We start from the raw sequence: 16,743 nt of genomic DNA on the forward strand, positions 1-16,743 counted from the left end.
CTAAAGGGCATCCTGCATCATCTACAGAGCAGGTCCCCCTCGTTATGCCGATTGCGGTTACATTCTTCGAACACTATGCGTACAGCATCCTCTTTCTCTGGGTGCTGCTGGAGCAGCTCGGCATTCCTGTGCCTTCTGTGCCTCTGCTGGTGGCTGCGGGAACACTAACGGCAACACATCGCATTCACGCGCTCCCCGTCATGGGATCCATTCTTCTGGCCTGCCTGCTTGCGGATTCGCTCTGGTATTACCTCGGTATCCGCTACGGTAGCCGGGTGGTCAAACTCGTATGCCGCATGTCGCTCGAGGCATCCACATGCGTTAAGAAGACGGAAAGTTCCTTCAGCCGTCACGGCGCCACCACGCTTCTCTTCGCCAAGTTCATCCCTGGTCTGTCCACAGTAGCGCCTCCCATCGCCGGGCAGACCGGCATGTCGTTTGTGCGGTTCGCTGCCTATGACCTCATGGGATCGGCCATCTGGGCATCGGCATACGTTTTCGGTGGGCGCTTCTTCGGCGACTTCGCAGAGAAGCACGCCATGCTCGTCCATCTGTTCACGCGGTTTGGCCTGCTGCTCTTCGTGCTGGTGGTTCTCGGCTTCGTGGCACGCCGCATCTGGTCGCAGCGTCAGTTTCTGCGTGACCTGCAGAACTCTGCTATCACCGCAACCGAGTTGAAAAACCTCATGAACATGGCGGAAACCGGCGATGCCCGTCAGCCGTTCATCGTAGACCTGCGTCATCCACTGGATTACCTGCCGGACCCACGTGTTCTGCCAGGCGCTCTTCGCATCAGTCCCACAGAGCTTGAAAAGCACTGCCACCTGTTGCCGCGAGACACGGATGTGGTGTTGTACTGCACCTGTCCCAACGACGAAACGTCGGCCACGCTTGCCAAGCGCCTCCAGCGTCTCGGTGTACATCGCGTGCGTCCACTGCGCGGCGGATTCGAAGGCTGGCGTGACGCTGACCTGCCGCTCGTCGCCTACGACGAACAGAAGCCCCGCGAGGCCGCGCCTGAACTCCTCGAAGCCGCTGCCACCGCATAAAGTCCTCTTGCGCTGCATCAGCATAGTTAGCAAACCTATCTTCCAGGGCAACACGGCGTAATCGCACGACACTGCAACGAAAATCCCAACATCCACCTTGCCGCGCAGGCTGCAAGCTGTTCTGATAAAGCCACACCCGTTTCAGGAGCAGTCCGCCATGCAGCACTCCCGTGCCATGCGTCGCAGCATCATCGCTGCCGCCGTTGCCTTTACTGCCACACTTGCCCTTGCACAGCCACCCGAAGGCCAGCAGCGCCGCCCGCAAATGCCCGACACTGGCGGTCCTTCTGCTACGTACGATCCGCTGAAAACGTTCGCGCCCTTCCAGATGCCGCAGACGGCGAACGCTTATCGCAGCGGCAATGGCGCGCCCGGACCCAGCTACTGGCAGAACCAGGCCGACTACGAGATGCACGCCAGCATCGACACGGCCACGCAGACGCTCAGCAACGACGAGACCATCACCTACACCAACAACTCGCCGGACACGCTGAACAGCCTGTGGCTGCAGGTCGAACAGAACACCTATCGCCTCGACGCACGCGCCCGTAACTTCGCCGGTGGCAGTCGCCGCGCACCTGCCGATCAGTTCACCGAAGGCACAGTGTTTGAGTCGGTAGAACTCATCGCCAACGCCAAGGGTGCAAAGCCTGAGAAGGCGACATACATCGTCAGCGACACACGCGCCCGCATCGATCTGGCCACGCCGCTCGCTCGCAATGGCCAGATCAAGATCCACATCAAGTACCACTACAAGGTGCCCGGTCGCTGGGGTGGCCGTACTTCGGTCGACAAGTCGCGTGACGGCTTCGAAATCTACGACATCGCGCAGTGGTATCCGCGCATGTGCGTCTATGACGACGTTCGTGGATGGGATACGCAGCCCTACCTCGGCAACGAGTTCTACACCGAGTTTGGCAACTACGACTACTACGTCACCGTGCCATCCAACATGCTCGTCGCGGGAAGCGGCCTCCTCGTCAACGAGAAGGACGTGCTGACGAAGAAGCAGCAGGACCTTCTCGCCAAGGCGCGTACCTCTGACGCAACCGTCGTCATCCGGTCCGTCGACGAGATCAAGGATCCCAACAGCCGCCCGAAGAAAGACGGCACGCTGACATGGCATTACCACATGGACCGCACCCGCGACGCCGTCTTCTCGGCCTCAGCAGGCTTCGTGTGGGACGCTGCAAAGATCAACCTGCCCGCAGGTAAAACAGCTCTCTCGCAGAGCTTCTATCCCGCGGAATCCGCCGACCCTGACGCATGGCCCATGGTGACGGAATACACCAAGGACACGGTCGAAAACTTCTCGCGCGATTGGTACCCGTACCCGTGGCCTGTCATGACCAACGTCGCCGGTTTCTCTTCCGGCATGGAATACCCGGCCATGGTCTTCGACGGTATCCGCGACAAGGGCAAGGGCAGCTTCGTCGTCACCGCGCATGAAGTGGGTCACACATGGTTCCCCATGATCGTGCAGTCCAACGAACGCCGCGACGCATGGATGGACGAAGGCTTCAACACCTTCATTGACATCTACGAGTCGGATTACTACAAGAAGGGCAAGTACGCGCCCAAGCGTGACGGCGAATACGCTCCCGGAACCGACTCACCCGCGGACCAGATCGCCAAGGTCATCGCAGACCCGCAGGCGCCCACCATCCTCTCTCGCGCAGACGCCATCCGCGAGAAGTATCGTCACCCCGTCACTTACTTCAAGTCAGCAGAGGGCCTGTGGCTGCTGCGCGAAGACATCCTTGGCCACAACGTCTTTGATCGTGCCTTCCGCAAGTACGTCAGCGACTGGGCCTTCAAACACCCCACACCATCTGACTTCTTCCGCGAGATGGAATCAGAGGGCGGAGAAGACCTCAGCTACTTCTGGCACGGCTGGTATGAAAACAACTGGTCGCTCGACCTCGCCGCGAAGGACGTAAAGTACACCGACGCAGCCGACCCATCCAAGGGCGCAAAGGTCACCATCGAGCAGAACGGCCAACTCGTTCTACCCGCATGGGTACAGGTCAAATACGAAGACGGTACTGACCTGAAAATCAAACTGCCCGCAGAAACCTGGCTGCAAAAAGCGAAGTACGATCTGGCCCTTCCCACCACCAAGAAGATCGCCAGCGTAACCATCGACCCAGACCAGCGCATCCCGGACAGCAACCGCACCAACAACACCGCAAAGCCGTAACGTGCGGAAACAGAGCAAAGTAAAAGCCTCATCCATCTGGATGGGGCTTTACTTCTCATTGAGAGAAGCCGACGGTTTTGTCTGAGTATGCCGGTGATACTCTGAGGGGCATCAGCAACGCAGGGAATAACGACAGCTGTGCACACCGGTCAATCAATGGGAAATCATGTTGGTACCACGGAACGTGTAATCGTATTAGTGGTAATCGTTCTTACCGGCGTTTTGATTGTGAAGTTCGATCTTCCCGACAAATGGCTTACAGCTGTCTTCTGCACCGTACCCACATTCGCCGGTATGTTTGATTATTTTCATCGGAGAATGCCCAGGAACGTTTTATGGAAAACAATGCTGGTCATGTTTGCTTTCCACATAGCGTTATTGTTCCTAGTGTTTGGTATCGTTTTGCGGAACTTGGTTGATGTTGGATTTTTGGTGTGCGTTCCCATGATCTTTTTAGAAGGCATCGTCTTGTATCACGGAGCCAAGTTTTTCCAACGCAAAGTTTTCGCGTAGGAATGTCAGTCAATGCTCAAGCAGCTACTGAATGGAAATTCAACCTGGGAGCATCATCAATTCGCCGAAGGCTTCTCCGCACTCTCAATCACCAGAACATTCGCCGGAGCCTTCACGGGCGACACCTTCAATCCAAGCTGTTCCTGAATCGCCGTAAACATCCCAGGAGGCGCATCCGCATCCCCCGCAGGCGCTGTATCCGGCGTCCAACGCAACGAGAAATCATAGTGCCCATCCAACCCCGTCTGGTCCACCAGCGGACGATCGAACTCACTCTGCATGCCCAACAGGAAGGTTGTCATCGTCGTGTTCTGAAACTGCATCCTGCCTTTGCCATTGCCATTCTGATTGGGCAACGCATTCGGATCGGCCTTGCTCGTCTCCAGCTTCGGCCCACCCTTGGCCACGGTCAGCGCATACACAGGAATCTCGCGTTGCTCCCGCTTGAACTTCAATCCAAAACGATCCGCCAGCAGCTTCTGCACCATCACCTGCACATCCGCCACGCTCAGTTTGCCTTCTTTATCCGCAACACCGTCAATGGTCCATCGCGCTGTATCGAACCAGTCGGGAGCATTCACAATCTGTTTCGGATGGACTGAATAGCCAATGACGATCAGTGTCGTCACATCCTGATTCTCAATATTCACGCGGTTTCCGCTCACATGAAATCCGCGATTCCGATGCATCGGCTCAGTAGGCTTGATGGTCGCTACTTCAAACGTAGGTGCAGCTATTGCAGGCGTGGTTGCGACAGCCTGCGCATGAAACGGAACAGAGCACAGCGCGGTAAAAAGTACACACGCCGCAACAAAAGCAGATCGCCCAACATTCATCGCAAAATCCATTCCGGAAAAGAAGTCTGTATCGGGTCTTACGCACACGTCCCACTTCCAGTTCCGTAAAACATTTCTGCCAATACAAAGCGCCGCCAAGATACTCTGGATCCGCGCTTTAGCGCACATCATCACATGCCACGCAGAAAAACCAATCCACCACGCAGCATCGTCTGCCTCTGCGTCCTCGCCGTGATTATCCCGCTGGGCTTAGCGGTTCGATACGCACCGCTCCATCTGCCATGGTTCTGGTCAAAGTACCTCGGCTCCATGCTGTGGGCTATGGCGGTCTACTGGTTCATCGCCATGCTTCTCCCCAGACTCCGCCCAATGTCGTTAGCAATCGTCGCGTCCGCGATCGCACTCATCACAGAGTTCTCGCGCCTCGTCCCCGAGCCACACATCGACGCCTTCCGTCTCACGCTCGCAGGACGACTTCTGCTAGGCCGCTACTTCGCATGGGCCAACATCCTCGCCTATCTCATTGCGATCGCAATCACCGCATTAGCCGACAGACAGTTCAGTTCCCGTAAGTCTTATCCATATAACTGATGCGGCTATTGATCCACTGCTTTAGATAGGTCACTTCGCCACTGTAGCTACCCGCAGCCTCAGGATTCGGCCACACCCTTTGATACAGGTTGGGCCATCGCTGATAGTTATTGTTCGCTGCCTGCGCCAGCGTAGCAGAAGAAGTATCAATGTAATCCGGCAATCCACTTACCTGCGAGCGCATCGCAGCCCACTCCGTCTTCACGGCTGCCTGAAACGTTGGATCGTTTTTGAACAATGCCGCATACCAGGCATGCTGTGTGCTTACCCACGCCACGCTCGGATCCTGGATCGCGCCATAGTCATCGTTGCCACTTGAGATATCAAAATCCCATATTGGCCCAGCCACAAATGGCACATCGCCAACATCTTTGTAGAAGTATTCCGACTCGCCATTGGCATCATGGTTGCCCATCAGCTCATTTACCAGGAACCAATCCACAACGCTCGCCTCTGTCCACTTCGAACGCCATCCAGCAGTTGCATCGGAAGCGTTGGAAGCAAAGAAGGTGGCTTCTGCATTATTGACCAAAGGCTGAATGTAAGCTTCTTGTGCATCCGTAGGCGGATCTGGATCATGCGATCCCACCGGCAAGCCATGCGGCGTGGTCCAGTTAAAGGTATCTCCCAACGTATGGTCGATCTCCATCAGGTAACCATCTTGGGTGGGATCGGTGCTGGCGTCGGAATCCGCAATATCGACGCGGTTACTATCAATATCGACGCTCTCAATTAACTGATAAACACCCATATATTGCCCGTTCATTGTCATCTCAACAAAGTACGAGGCAGGAGCCCACGGAAGTCGTGTCATGTTTGAGATGTACGAAGCCACCGCATCCCGCAGCATCGTCTTGTCGTCATAGTTGGCCAACAGTACCCAATTCTTTTCACTGTGCATCCCCATCAGTTTGGCCTTGGAATCTAGTTTGACCTTGTAAGGTTTCTTGGGCATCGCCCAAGTCGTATTGCCATGCCCTTTGATCTCCATGGTTCCGGTGTAGTTATTGCTGGATGTCATTGGATCCGTGATCGTCAGTGTCCCATCTACGTAATCATCTTCGCTCGTTACCGCAATGCCGCCATCCGTAGCGATGTTCACGACAGGAAGATAAGTCTTGGTGGGAGTGAAGCTGGGGTTCTCTAGAACGACTTCCATGCCATAGCCTTGGGTCTCAGTACCACTGCTACCCTTTGCCTGCAGTGCCAGAGAACTGTAGGAAGAAAATACTGACGCTACTCCTTGAAAGCATTCTGCTGCCAGCGCAGTGGTACTGACGAAGGTAAGGTTCGCGGTACTTCCCACTGCAGCGGTTACTGGCTGCACAGTAACCGCAGAAGGAAGGCCGGCTACAGTTATCATGACGGTCCCTGAACCCGTTCCGCCGACCGCTACAGGAACGGTCGTTGTCTGTCCGGGATAGATAGATAACGATGTCCCCGAGACAGACAGGGTATAAGCTCCATTGCTTTGATCCTCTGTCGCCACGGTCTGTGTCGTGCAGGTATTGTTCCTGGTTCCAAACCCACACCCGGTAAGACCGGAAAAGATACCAACGCACAAGACAGGAACCGCGAATCGACGTAGCAGAACTGAGGTGATGGACATAGGACTAGCGAGGCAGACGGGCTTTCGCTCTATGTCGTTTCAGGCTGGCGTATTGTGTCGCGAATTAATTAATGCAAGATAGTCACTGTCCCATCCGCTGTACGGCTGAACTTATGTAGCAACCCGCCGTCAGTTCCAAGATGCCGCAGCGTTAGCTGTTGCGCCGAAGCATGCAGATGAGTGAACCCATGCACCTCCATTCCAAACGGACCGCGTGATGAATTATCCAATGCATTCAACGTAGCGCCGCCACCACCGGATGAAACAAACGAAGTCGGATGTCCCGCAAACTCCAGGTGCTGCAAATCGTGATCATGCCCGGCTAAGTACATATCCACCTTATGCGCGCGGAACAACGGATCCCAGTCACGAATCAACGTGTTGTTATCGCCATGCGGTCCGTTGGAGTAAAGCGGATGATGCCCCACCACCACGCGGAACGTCGTCGCCTTCGGCTTATTCAATTCGGTAGTCAACCAATCAAGCTGCTCCTGCCGCTGGGCGTCGGTTGCCGTGTAGAAATTTGGGTTCGGTGGAAGGGGTTGTGCCCGTTCATTGGGCATGTTGCTATCTACGAAATAAAGCGTGACATAAGGATTCGCCGCGGGCATGGTCATGCTCCAGTACCGCGAAGGCATCGTCCATCGCGACGTTCCCAACGCTGAGTAAGCAAACTCCGCATCCACTTTCGATTCCGGCGCAAGCTCATAATCATGGTTGCCTGGCACGGCGTACACAGGGCAGTTGAAGTCGCTTGCCGGATACATCTGCTCAAAGGTGCTTTGCCAACGCGGAGAGGTCACGCCTCCCGGCATGCCGTCGTAGAAGTTGTCACCGAGCATCAGCAGGGAATCTGCCTTGAAACTCCACTTCGTCTGGTAGTTTCGCAACGCCGCAGCGACCATTGCTTGATCCGTCTGATTGCCACCCACGCCCCAATCGCCCACCATCAGCAGGTGGATAGGAACGTCTTCCACCGGATCCTGCGTGGCAGAGATTTCTGTTGGAGGTAGCCCGCAGCCTTGCAGCATTGCAGCCGCACTAAAGGCGACGGTTGTTTTCAGAAACCGTCGCCTCGAAAATCTTCCAGAATCTGCCATGTACAGTAAGACGGTGAAAACGGCTACTGGAGATTACTGCTTTTCTTCATCATTTCGCGACACCGTCACACCCGGCTGGTATAAGGATGGCCAGAAGGGAAACACCGAAACCAATGGATTTGCAGATCACTCGTCGCCGCTTTCTGCGGCAGACCATCGGCTTCAGCGCCGCCGTACTCGCCTCGCAGGCAATGCCTGCTATCGCTGCAGCGCCGCATGGCGAAGCCGATCTGCTTATGGTCGGCGATTGGGGATACGCACGTCCTGCCGCCCAGGAACTTGTCGCCGCAAGCATGGTGAAGTACACGCAGGCACAGCGACTTCACCCTCAGGCGCTCCTCATGCTCGGCGATAACTGGTACGACGAGTTGCCCGGCGGCGTCGATTCGCCGCGCTGGAAGACGCACTTTGAAGACCTCTATCCCGCCAGCGTTTTTCCTGGTCCTGCATACGCCATCCTCGGCAACCACGACTACCAGATGTACCCCACCAGCAAGGTCGAAGCGGAACTAGCCTACGCGCGCCGCGGCCATACCCGCTGGACGATGCCAGCCAAGTGGTATAGCTTCGATTTCCCCGCGAAGAAGCCACTCATCCACTTCATCGCGCTCGACAGCAACATGCCGCACGAGATCAAGCCCAACCCCGACGGCACACCGAACCGCAACTTCACACTCACCGAAGAAGAGCGCGTCGCGCAGTTTGCATGGCTTGAGAAAGAACTCGCCAAGCCGCGCCTCACGCCATTCACCATCGTCATGGCTCATCACCCGGTCTACACGGACGGCCCACACGGCGACCACCCCATGCTCATCCGCGATTGGGATCCCTTGTTGCAGCGTTACAACGTACACGCCTATCTAGGTGGACACGATCACGATCTGCAGCACCTTGAGTTCCACGGCCACCCCACCAGCTTCTTTCTCTCCGGTGGTGGTGGCGCTGATCTTTACGACCTTAAGATCACGCCGGATCAACGCGGCCCCTGGGCACAGAAGGTCAATGGCTTCAGCCATCTTTCGGTGACTGAGAAGCTACTCACGCTGCGTCACGTCGATGCAGCAGGCAACACGCTCCACGCCTTTACGAAAACACCGGAGGGCAAAACCTCCGTGCTCTCCGCATAGATCAGCGAACGCAACAGCAGGTGCATGGCATTCTCATGCACCTGCTGTGTTTTTACTAAGGCAGCGAGACCGGCTTCAAACTCAACAGAAGCTCTTTGCGTTGTGCAACGAAGTTCGCGGACGATTCCACCTTCGTCCACTGCGGTCCCGCAAACTGCTGATACTCCGCACCATTCGCAAGAAACTCCACACGCACCGGACTATCCGGAATCCTCCCGCCAAACCAATGCGGATCATCGCGCTCTGCCCACGTCACCAGCGCCACCACGGCGCCTGCGCCATTTTGCACGGCAGCATCATTGCCATACAAAACAGAGATCGTTCGCTTCGTCGGATCGGCAAGCATCGTCATCGGCGTCCACGTCAGCGGCTGATAGGGCAGTGATGCGGGCAACATCACCGCATGGTTGTTCACGATCTCCGCGCCCGGCACAGTGGCCGCAGTCATCGGCAACGTGTACACGTTATCGTCGCCCTTCACCGGCAGATGGCAACCCGTGCACTCCTTCACAAAGCTCGCGTCTTTGCCATAAGGCTGCAGATCAAGCCCACGCCACCGGCCCCAACCCCATCCCGCGGTCGAAGCATATTTCTTCGCGTCCTTCACCATCAACTCCATCTGGATGAAGTCTCCCGCGCGAAGCGTCCCATCGCTGTTCGCCTCCTGCTTCCATGCAATCTTCGCCAGCTTCGCGCCATCTGGCCACGGAGAAATCTTTCCCTCAGCCACTGCCTTTGTGGCAACGTCATTGCCCAGGATGAAGCGGAACGTGTGATTATCACCACGATCCGTGAAGCTGATCGGCCTCCACGTCGCAAACGTTGGCTCAAACGCAAGTCCATTCCATTCCGGCTTCACGCTGTCCAGTGCAATGCGTGTCGTCGTTGCTGCCGCACCTTTCGTATCGGTTGGAACAGGGAGAGGACCCCACGGCGACAGATAATCCTTCAGCGTCGCAAGCTCTTCCTGTGTCACTCGAGCATCACGGTGCAGCGCCAGGAAGCGCGGTAAAGGCATCGCTCCAAGCTGGATCATGTTCACCGCTTCGTACAGCGTCGCCTTCTGCACCGCATCCGGCTTGCTGCCCAGCGTGGAGAAGTTCAGATGCTCACGCGCTTCAAGAATGTCTTTCCGCACAAGCCAGTAAGCTGGCACCGGTTCATCGAACCACGCCAACCGGCGTTCATCGGAATGGCAGCTATAGCAATCCTTGCGCAGTATCTGCCGCACATTTTCAGGCGCATGAACTTCAGCCGCCGCAGGCTGGCTCGGAATCGAAGGCCGGACCATCTGAGCAATCAAAAACAAAAATGCAAGCACGCAAACGGTCTGCACCAGTCGCTTCAACATAGCCCTCCTGAGGACTGCTCTTTGAGACTGTATGACACCATCGACCGCAGAGCTATGAAATAGCGCAGGTTCTCGAAACACACTCTTAGAGGGAACCGACTCTTGGCCTAACCATGAGGCTTGAGCCAGTCCTCGAAGTGTCCTTCCAACGCCACCCTCACCAGTTGGCCCCGAGTCCTCACACCGGTCTTATGAAACAGCTCCTGAATGCTTGCTTTCACCGCGGTTTCCGACACACCAACCACTGTTCCAATCTCTTTGTTGCTCAGGCCATCCAGGATATGGTGCAGGATCTGTCTCTGACGCGCCGTGATCGAAGGATGACTGCCCTCGGCATTTCTGTTTGTCGGCGTCGAACCTTGCCGTAGCGCGCTCTCGTCCCACCACTGATTCCCCTGGGCCACAGCGCGTATGGCATGTAACAACTGTCGAGGTTCACCATGCTTCAGCACCACGCCGGAGACCCCAGCATCCAGCGCCCGGTGCAACTCGGCCACTTCCATACCCGCAGTGAGCAGCAGAAACCGCGGCACGTGTTGAAGACGCGCAAGTGTTTCCAGCAGTATTGGACCCACTTCGTTTTCAGGATCGTAGTCCAGCAGCACCAGGTCTACATTCTGTGTCGTCAGGGCCCTGCGAGCTTCGGACAAGTTCGCAAACTGACCGGCAACAGCGATGTCCGGCTCATACGCCAACAACTGCATCACGTTCTCGCGAAAGAGCGGGCGGCCGTCCACAAGCAGCAGTTGTGTGGGTCTTTTCGCCACTTCAGTCCATCCCTTGGTGCTTTTCATTCACCGTGAGGCAAGGCTCAACCGCCTAATGCCGAACGTCTGAAGTGGCAGAGTAAAGCAAATCCGTTCCGAAGCACCACATTCTTCGCGAATTGATTGAAATGCTGTCAAGTCCTTGTTCGTGTAACTCCATTCCCATCAACAATCTGCGACTGCCGGTAATTTCCCCGAAACTTGCTACACTGGAAATGCACCCGAAAATTAAGCTGATTTAACTTTTGCGCAACGCAAGCTAAGTCTTTTATTAAGACGATTTTGCCTCTAAGTCCTTGCGGTAGACGATTTTGCGGTATACCCCGCAGTTATCTCCCGTAGAATGACGATTTTGCAAAAACAGGGGGGAGGGGGGTACCCCTCCCGTCCCAGGGAGTGCTTCCAGAAAAATGCGCCGACTCGCCGCTGCCTCGCTCGCCCTTTTGCTTCCTATCTCTGCTGTCACGCAGGAAGCTCCCAAGTCCATCCTCGGCTTCACACCGCAGAGCGCGCAGACAGAGCGACAGCTTGAGTCCAAGTTCCTCACGCTGCCGGATGCGAAGCGCATCTCCGCGAACATGCACAAGCTCGCGGGACATCCGCACAACGTTGGATCGGCAGCGCAGCGCGCCAATGCGGAATGGCTCGTCGAGCAATATAAGTCCTGGGGTTGGGACGCCAAGATCGAGTCCTTCGACGTGCTCTATCCCACGCCAAAGGTGCGCGTGCTGGAACTCCTCGGCAGCAAGCCTTATAAGGCCAAGCTGGAAGAGCCGCCCGTTCCCGAAGATCCGTACACGCAGGACAAGAGCCCCGCAATGCCGCCGTACAACATCTACGCTGTCGACGGTGACGTAACTGCGCCGCTCGTCTACGTGAACTACGGCATGAAGGCCGACTACGAAGAGCTGGAGCGCAACGGCGTCTCCGTGAAGGGCGCCATCGTCATCTCCCGTTACGGCGGCGGCTGGCGCGGCCTCAAGCCCAAGCTCGCGTATGAGCACGGCGCTGTTGGCTGCATCATCTACTCCGATCCCGCCGATGACGGCTTCGGCCCCGGCGATGTCATCCCGACGGGTCCCATGCGTCCCGAATGGGGCGTACAGCGCGGCTCCGTCGCAGACACCACTCTCTACGCAGGTGATCCTCTTACTCCCGGTGAAGCCTCTGTCCCCGGCGTGAAGCGCCTGGCCATCAAGGACAGCAAGGTCATCATGCAGATCCCCACGATTCCTATCTCGTGGGGCGATGCCAAGCCACTGCTGGCGCAACTGGACGGCCGCACAGTGCCTGCGACATGGCGCGGCGCCTTGCCCTTCACCTACAAGTTCGGTCCCAGCAAGGACAAGGTCCACCTCAAGATCCAGTCGGACTGGGGAACCAAGCCTGTGCTCGACGTCATCGCCACACTCAAGGGGAGTGAAGAGCCAGACACATGGATCGTGCGCGGCAACCACTACGACGGCTGGGTCAACGGTGCAGACGATCCCATCAGCGGTGAGTCCGCCCTCATGGAAGAGGCTCACGCACTGGGCGACCTGCACAAGCAGGGCTGGAGCCCCAAGCGCACCCTCGTCTACGCCGCATGGGACGGTGAAGAGCCAGGCCTCCTCGGTTCCACCGAATGGGCAGAGCGTCACGCCGATGAGCTGACCAAACACGGCGCGGTGTACATCAACTCCGACGAGAACGGCCGTGGCTACTTCGGCGGCAGCGGCTCCCAGAGCTTCGAGCTCATGGTGAACGACGTCACCCGCGAGATGACCGACCCTGAGACCGGCAAGAGCGTATGGGACCGCCAGAAAGCCGCAACGCAGACGGGCCGCGGTCGTCGCTCGGGTGGTGACGGCGCTGGCCGCAAGACCATCCCGTTCGGTCCCGCAGGTTCCGGTTCGGACTATGCAGGGTTCATCGATCATCTCGGTGTAGCCTCCATCAACATCGGCTACGGTGGTGAAGACCGCGGTGGCACCTACCACTCCGCCTACGACACACCGTGGCATTGGGACCAGTTCGCCGACAAGGATCAGGTCTACGGCAAGCTGTTCGCCCAGACTGCTGGAACCATCGTCCTGCGCATCGCCAATGCGGATGTCATGCCATACAACTTCACGGAGCTGGCGCTCACGGTGAAGGACTATGCAGACAACCTCAAGGCCGAGGTGAAGACGATGCAGGCAGAGTCCACGCAGCGTGACCGCGCCCTGAAGTCCGGCGCATTCACCCTGGCGAACGACCCAAAGAACTCCCTCGCACCGCCACCAGCACTGCCCATGCCTCCCACGTACGACTGGACTACGCTGGACGCAGCCATCACCAAGCTGTCCACTGCATCCACGCGCTACGAGGGACTTACGGCGAAGGCTGTGACGCTGTCGCCAGCCCAACGCAAGACCCTGAACGATGGCCTGGCAGTGAGTGAGCGCAAGCTACTCTCCGACGCAGGTCTGCCGGGCCGCCCATGGGTGAAGCACCTCATCTACGCCCCCGGCACCTACACCGGCTACGGCGCCAGCACCCTGCCCGGGGTACGTGAGGCCATAGAAGCAGGCCGCTTCGACGAAGCGAAACAGCAGTTGGATGTTCTGGTAAAGAGTCTGAACGATGAAGCAGATTTCATCGATTCACTCTCTACCCAGATCGGTCAGTAGGGAATCGAGCAGCATCTAAGCGGAGAGCGTATCGTTATCACGTAGCGGCAAGGCGTGATGAGGGAACGCTCTCCGCTTTACCATGGAGCGAAGACTCAAAGGGAGATTCAGAGTATGCAGAAGTCGTGGATGGCAACAGTGGTTTTGGGTGCATGTAGCCTGACTGCATTCGCAGTGGCGCAGAAGCCCGTGAAGGTTGAGTTGAAGGATCCCGCTGCCAAAGATGTAGGAACGGTGGAGTTTGCCAAGAAGGGTAAGACTGTCGACATGAAGGTGTCGTTGCACGATCTTCCCGCAGGCGAACATGGCATCCACGTTCATGCTGGTGACGCCTGCACAGCGCCGGACTTCGCCAGCGCCAAGGGCCATCTGAACCCGGACAACAAGCACCACGGCTACCAGAACCCTGAAGGCCATCATGCCGGCGACTTCGCCTCCAGCGTGAAGGTGGGTGCTGATGGCAAGGGCAAGGCAACGCTGAGCAACCCTGACATCTCTCTGGACACTGCATCCATGTCGTCCATCTACGGCAAGACCGTAGTGGTACACGAACTGGTGGACGACCAGAAGACCGACCCGGCAGGTGCATCGGGCAAGCGCATCGCCTGCGGCGTAATCCCCGCTGCTGCCATGTAAGCAATAACACCCTACATTGGAACCACCAACTGCGGACTTCGGTCCGCAGTTGACGTTTATGCCAGTCGCAGACGCGGTAGCTTCATATCCGCTACAGCGGCAGATGCCGCATGCCAACCGCACATGCCATGCACCCCGCCACCCGGAGCCGTAGACGACGAGCACAGGTACACCCCCCGTAATGGCGTGCGATGCCGCGTCCGCAACACAATCTGCTTCAGTGTCATGGCGCCGCCAGAGATGTCACCACCTAACAGGTTGGGGTTCCATCGTTCCATGTCGGAAGCGGTCCGCACATGCCGCGCAAGGATGGTGCTGCGGAAGCCTGGAGCGAACCGCTCAACCTGATCCTCAATCCGCTGAGTGAAGTCCTCCGTCGAGCTATTGGGTACATGGCAGTACCCCCACGCCGTATGCACCCCCGCAGGAGCACGCGTCGCATCGAAGAGGCTCGGCTGAGAAAGAAGAACATACGGACGATGATTCAAAGCGCCGTTCCAAGCATCACGTTCCGACGCAGCGATCTCTTCAAAGCTGCCGCCAAGATGCACAGTGCCTGCGCGACGCGGAAGTTCAGACTGCCAAGGAATCGGCGAAGAGAGTGCCCAGTCGACCTTGCATGCACCCGGACTCAACTGAACCTCCGACAACATCTTCACCTCTGATTCGGAAAGCGCATCGCCGGCTAGAGATACAAACTGGCACGGTGTGACGTCCAGCAACAGCGAGTCAGCTTGTGGCAGGTCACGCAAAGTCTCAATCGGATGTTGCAGCACAATCTCCGCACCAAGCTCTTGCAACAGTGACAGCATGGCATTGGCAATGCTCTGCGAGCCACCACGTGCAATAGGCCAGCCTGTACTGTGCGCCGCTGCTGCCAGAACTAACCCTTCACCCGCACTTGCCGTCATCTCCAGTGGAACAGCGGCATGTGCAGCGAGCCCCGCGAAGAGTGTTTTGGCTCGTGTTGTCCTTAACTGATTCATAAGGTTCCGAGCAGACTGCAAAGCGTCCATTCCAAATCGAGCCATGCGGAACGGATGACGCGGTATGCGCAACAAGGGTGATAACGCATCTGGTAGCAACGACGGCCAGGAAGTCAGTAATGGACGCATCAGTTGACTCCATCGCTGAGCGTCTTCACCCAGTAACGATGCCGTTGCGTTGACATCATGCAACAGGGCCACCGAATGGCCATCATCGAGAGGATGCGCAACGGGAACGTCTGGCTCTATCCATGTAAGGCCATGTTGTTCCAATGGCAATGTGCAGAGGAATGGTGATGCTTTTGCCAGTGGGAAGACACCAGCACCTGCATCGTGAATGCACCCTGGCAACGTTAGTGTTTCTGAGCGCAGACAGCCACCTGCTTGCGCTGCTGCCTCGAACAAGGTGACATGAACACCGGCACGCGCAAGTGCGATGGCCGCAGCCATACCATTCGGCCCGCTGCCGACAATCACCGCACTCTTGCTTCCGTTCACGCCTCTGATCATTACACTGAATCTATGAGCGCTGTTGCGCCGTATGGAGTGACTGTTGTCCGCTGAAGAGCTGAAGCCTTTCCTTTCGTTCCGCAACGTGAATGTGATGCGTGGCGAACGCACCATCCTTCACGATATCCATCTGGATATGCGGCGTGGCGAACGCATCGCCATCCTTGGCCCCAACGGATGCGGCAAGAGTACGCTCATTAAGGCGATGACGTCGGAGATTTATCCGTTGGTGCAGCCAGGGATGCACATGGAGATCTTTGGCCGTCAGCGTTGGGATCTTACGGAACTTAAGCGGAAGCTGGGTGTCGTAACGTCGGAACCGCCAAGTAAATCCGCACGCCACACGACATCGTTTGACGCTGTAGTGACGGGGTTCTTCTCATCCGCAACGTTATGGCCGAATCTCGTCGTGACTGAGGAGATGCGTGAACGTGCAACAGTTGCGATGAAGCATGTCGGCGCCGATCAGTTTGCACGGCAGGAACTTGGAACGCTCTCTGCAGGTCAGCAGAAGCGCGTGATGATTGCGCGTGCACTGGTGGGCAGCGGCGACACTCCCGAGGAACGGATGCTGCTGATGGATGAACCGTCGAATGCACTGGACATTGCCGCACAGGCAGAGTTGCGTAACACCATGCGCAGTCTCGTGCAGCAGGGAACTGGATTGATTCTGGTAACGCATCACATCGCGGATGTCATCCCAGAGATTGATCGTGTGCTGATGATGCGCGATGGGCGCATTGTCGCGGATGGATCGCGCGAAGAGATGATTACAGAAGACAAACTCTATGATCTGTTCGGTGTTCGGGTGAACATCACGGAGAAGGATGGTTATCTTCACGCTTGGTAGGGCGCG

13 protein-coding genes are annotated in these 16,743 nt (G+C 57.1%); 7 read left to right on the plus strand and 6 right to left on the minus strand.

What is annotated here, in order from left to right; translation table 11 throughout:
* Positions 1–44: 44 nt before the first annotated feature.
* Together M504_RS00325 and M504_RS00330 are read left to right on the plus strand one after the other, a co-directional pair.
* On the plus strand, positions 45–1,049 hold the full coding sequence (locus M504_RS00325; RefSeq protein ID WP_047486678.1) for a VTT domain-containing protein: 1,005 nt from the start codon (positions 45–47) through the stop codon (positions 1,047–1,049).
* Positions 1,050–1,206: 157 nt separating this feature from the next.
* Positions 1,207–3,249: a M1 family metallopeptidase gene (locus M504_RS00330; protein WP_047486681.1), complete on the plus strand. Its 2,043-nt coding sequence runs from the start codon at positions 1,207–1,209 to the stop codon at positions 3,247–3,249.
* Positions 3,250–3,818: 569 nt separating this feature from the next.
* Here M504_RS00330 and M504_RS00340 read toward each other — a convergent pair.
* On the minus strand, positions 3,819–4,598 hold the full coding sequence (locus M504_RS00340; RefSeq protein WP_052200144.1) for a TIGR03435 family protein: 780 nt from the start codon (positions 4,596–4,598) through the stop codon (positions 3,819–3,821).
* A 135-nt stretch (positions 4,599–4,733) separates the two neighbouring features.
* Here M504_RS00340 and M504_RS21665 point away from each other — a divergent pair, with 135 nt between their 5' ends.
* Positions 4,734–5,150, plus strand: coding sequence for a DUF2809 domain-containing protein (locus M504_RS21665; protein WP_084213966.1), 417 nt, complete (start codon positions 4,734–4,736; stop codon positions 5,148–5,150).
* On the opposite strand, the gene M504_RS00345 is transcribed toward M504_RS21665, so the two are convergent.
* A complete protein-coding gene (locus tag M504_RS00345) occupies positions 5,119–6,513 on the minus strand; it encodes a CotH kinase family protein (RefSeq protein WP_047486686.1) in 1,395 nt (464 codons plus the stop codon). The genes M504_RS21665 and M504_RS00345 overlap by 32 nt on opposite strands.
* A gap of 314 nt (positions 6,514–6,827) precedes the next feature.
* Complete coding sequence (locus M504_RS00350) at positions 6,828–7,790, minus strand: metallophosphoesterase (RefSeq protein ID WP_232296095.1); 963 nt, start codon at positions 7,788–7,790, stop codon at positions 6,828–6,830.
* Positions 7,791–7,972: 182 nt separating this feature from the next.
* Between M504_RS00350 and M504_RS00355 the strand changes: the two genes are divergently transcribed.
* Positions 7,973–8,986: a metallophosphoesterase gene (locus M504_RS00355; RefSeq protein WP_047486692.1), complete on the plus strand. Its 1,014-nt coding sequence runs from the start codon at positions 7,973–7,975 to the stop codon at positions 8,984–8,986.
* Positions 8,987–9,041: 55 nt separating this feature from the next.
* Here the strand turns inward: M504_RS00355 and M504_RS00360 are convergent, their stop codons facing one another.
* Both M504_RS00360 and M504_RS00365 read right to left on the minus strand, forming a co-directional pair.
* Complete coding sequence (locus M504_RS00360; RefSeq protein ID WP_084213969.1) at positions 9,042–10,337, minus strand: cytochrome P460 family protein; 1,296 nt, start codon at positions 10,335–10,337, stop codon at positions 9,042–9,044.
* A gap of 107 nt (positions 10,338–10,444) precedes the next feature.
* Complete coding sequence (locus tag M504_RS00365; protein ID WP_047486695.1) at positions 10,445–11,131, minus strand: response regulator transcription factor; 687 nt, start codon at positions 11,129–11,131, stop codon at positions 10,445–10,447.
* 383 nt (positions 11,132–11,514) lie between these two features.
* On the opposite strand from M504_RS00365, the gene M504_RS00370 reads away from it, so the two are divergent.
* Together M504_RS00370 and M504_RS00375 are read left to right on the plus strand one after the other, a co-directional pair.
* Positions 11,515–13,755 (plus strand): transferrin receptor-like dimerization domain-containing protein, encoded by a 2,241-nt coding sequence (locus tag M504_RS00370; RefSeq protein WP_047486698.1) that lies wholly within the window; start codon positions 11,515–11,517, stop codon positions 13,753–13,755.
* A gap of 114 nt (positions 13,756–13,869) precedes the next feature.
* A complete protein-coding gene (locus tag M504_RS00375) occupies positions 13,870–14,391 on the plus strand; it encodes a superoxide dismutase family protein (protein ID WP_047486702.1) in 522 nt (173 codons plus the stop codon).
* 56 nt (positions 14,392–14,447) lie between these two features.
* Here the strand turns inward: M504_RS00375 and M504_RS00380 are convergent, their stop codons facing one another.
* Positions 14,448–15,875 carry an NAD(P)/FAD-dependent oxidoreductase gene (locus tag M504_RS00380; protein WP_232296096.1) on the minus strand — a complete coding sequence of 476 codons (1,428 nt, stop codon included), beginning with the start codon at positions 15,873–15,875 and terminating at the stop codon, positions 14,448–14,450.
* Between the two features lie 55 nt (positions 15,876–15,930).
* Here M504_RS00380 and M504_RS00385 point away from each other — a divergent pair, with 55 nt between their 5' ends.
* A complete protein-coding gene (locus M504_RS00385; protein WP_369792881.1) occupies positions 15,931–16,737 on the plus strand; it encodes an ABC transporter ATP-binding protein in 807 nt (268 codons plus the stop codon).
* The last annotated feature ends 6 nt before the right edge of the window (positions 16,738–16,743 follow it).

Origin of the sequence: Terriglobus sp. TAA 43 (assembly GCF_000800015.1) — a bacterium.
GTDB lineage: Bacteria > Acidobacteriota > Terriglobia > Terriglobales > Acidobacteriaceae > Terriglobus.

Excerpts from the sequence above, each read along its gene's own strand:
- M504_RS00375 (WP_047486702.1), top strand. The coding sequence starts at position 13,870 with ATGCAGAAGTCGTGGATGGCAACAGTGGTTTTGGGTGCATGTAGCCTG.
- M504_RS21665 (WP_084213966.1), top strand. The coding sequence starts at position 4,734 with ATGCCACGCAGAAAAACCAATCCACCACGCAGCATCGTCTGCCTCTGC.
- M504_RS00350 (WP_232296095.1), bottom strand. The coding sequence starts at position 7,790 with ATGCTGCAAGGCTGCGGGCTACCTCCAACAGAAATCTCTGCCACGCAG.
- M504_RS00370 (WP_047486698.1), top strand. The coding sequence starts at position 11,515 with ATGCGCCGACTCGCCGCTGCCTCGCTCGCCCTTTTGCTTCCTATCTCT.
- M504_RS00325 (WP_047486678.1), top strand. The coding sequence starts at position 45 with ATGCCGATTGCGGTTACATTCTTCGAACACTATGCGTACAGCATCCTC.
- M504_RS00345 (WP_047486686.1), bottom strand. The coding sequence starts at position 6,513 with ATGATAACTGTAGCCGGCCTTCCTTCTGCGGTTACTGTGCAGCCAGTA.
- M504_RS00360 (WP_084213969.1), bottom strand. The coding sequence starts at position 10,337 with ATGTTGAAGCGACTGGTGCAGACCGTTTGCGTGCTTGCATTTTTGTTT.
- M504_RS00355 (WP_047486692.1), top strand. The coding sequence starts at position 7,973 with ATGGATTTGCAGATCACTCGTCGCCGCTTTCTGCGGCAGACCATCGGC.
- M504_RS00365 (WP_047486695.1), bottom strand. The coding sequence starts at position 11,131 with ATGAAAAGCACCAAGGGATGGACTGAAGTGGCGAAAAGACCCACACAA.
- M504_RS00330 (WP_047486681.1), top strand. The coding sequence starts at position 1,207 with ATGCAGCACTCCCGTGCCATGCGTCGCAGCATCATCGCTGCCGCCGTT.
- M504_RS00340 (WP_052200144.1), bottom strand. The coding sequence starts at position 4,598 with ATGAATGTTGGGCGATCTGCTTTTGTTGCGGCGTGTGTACTTTTTACC.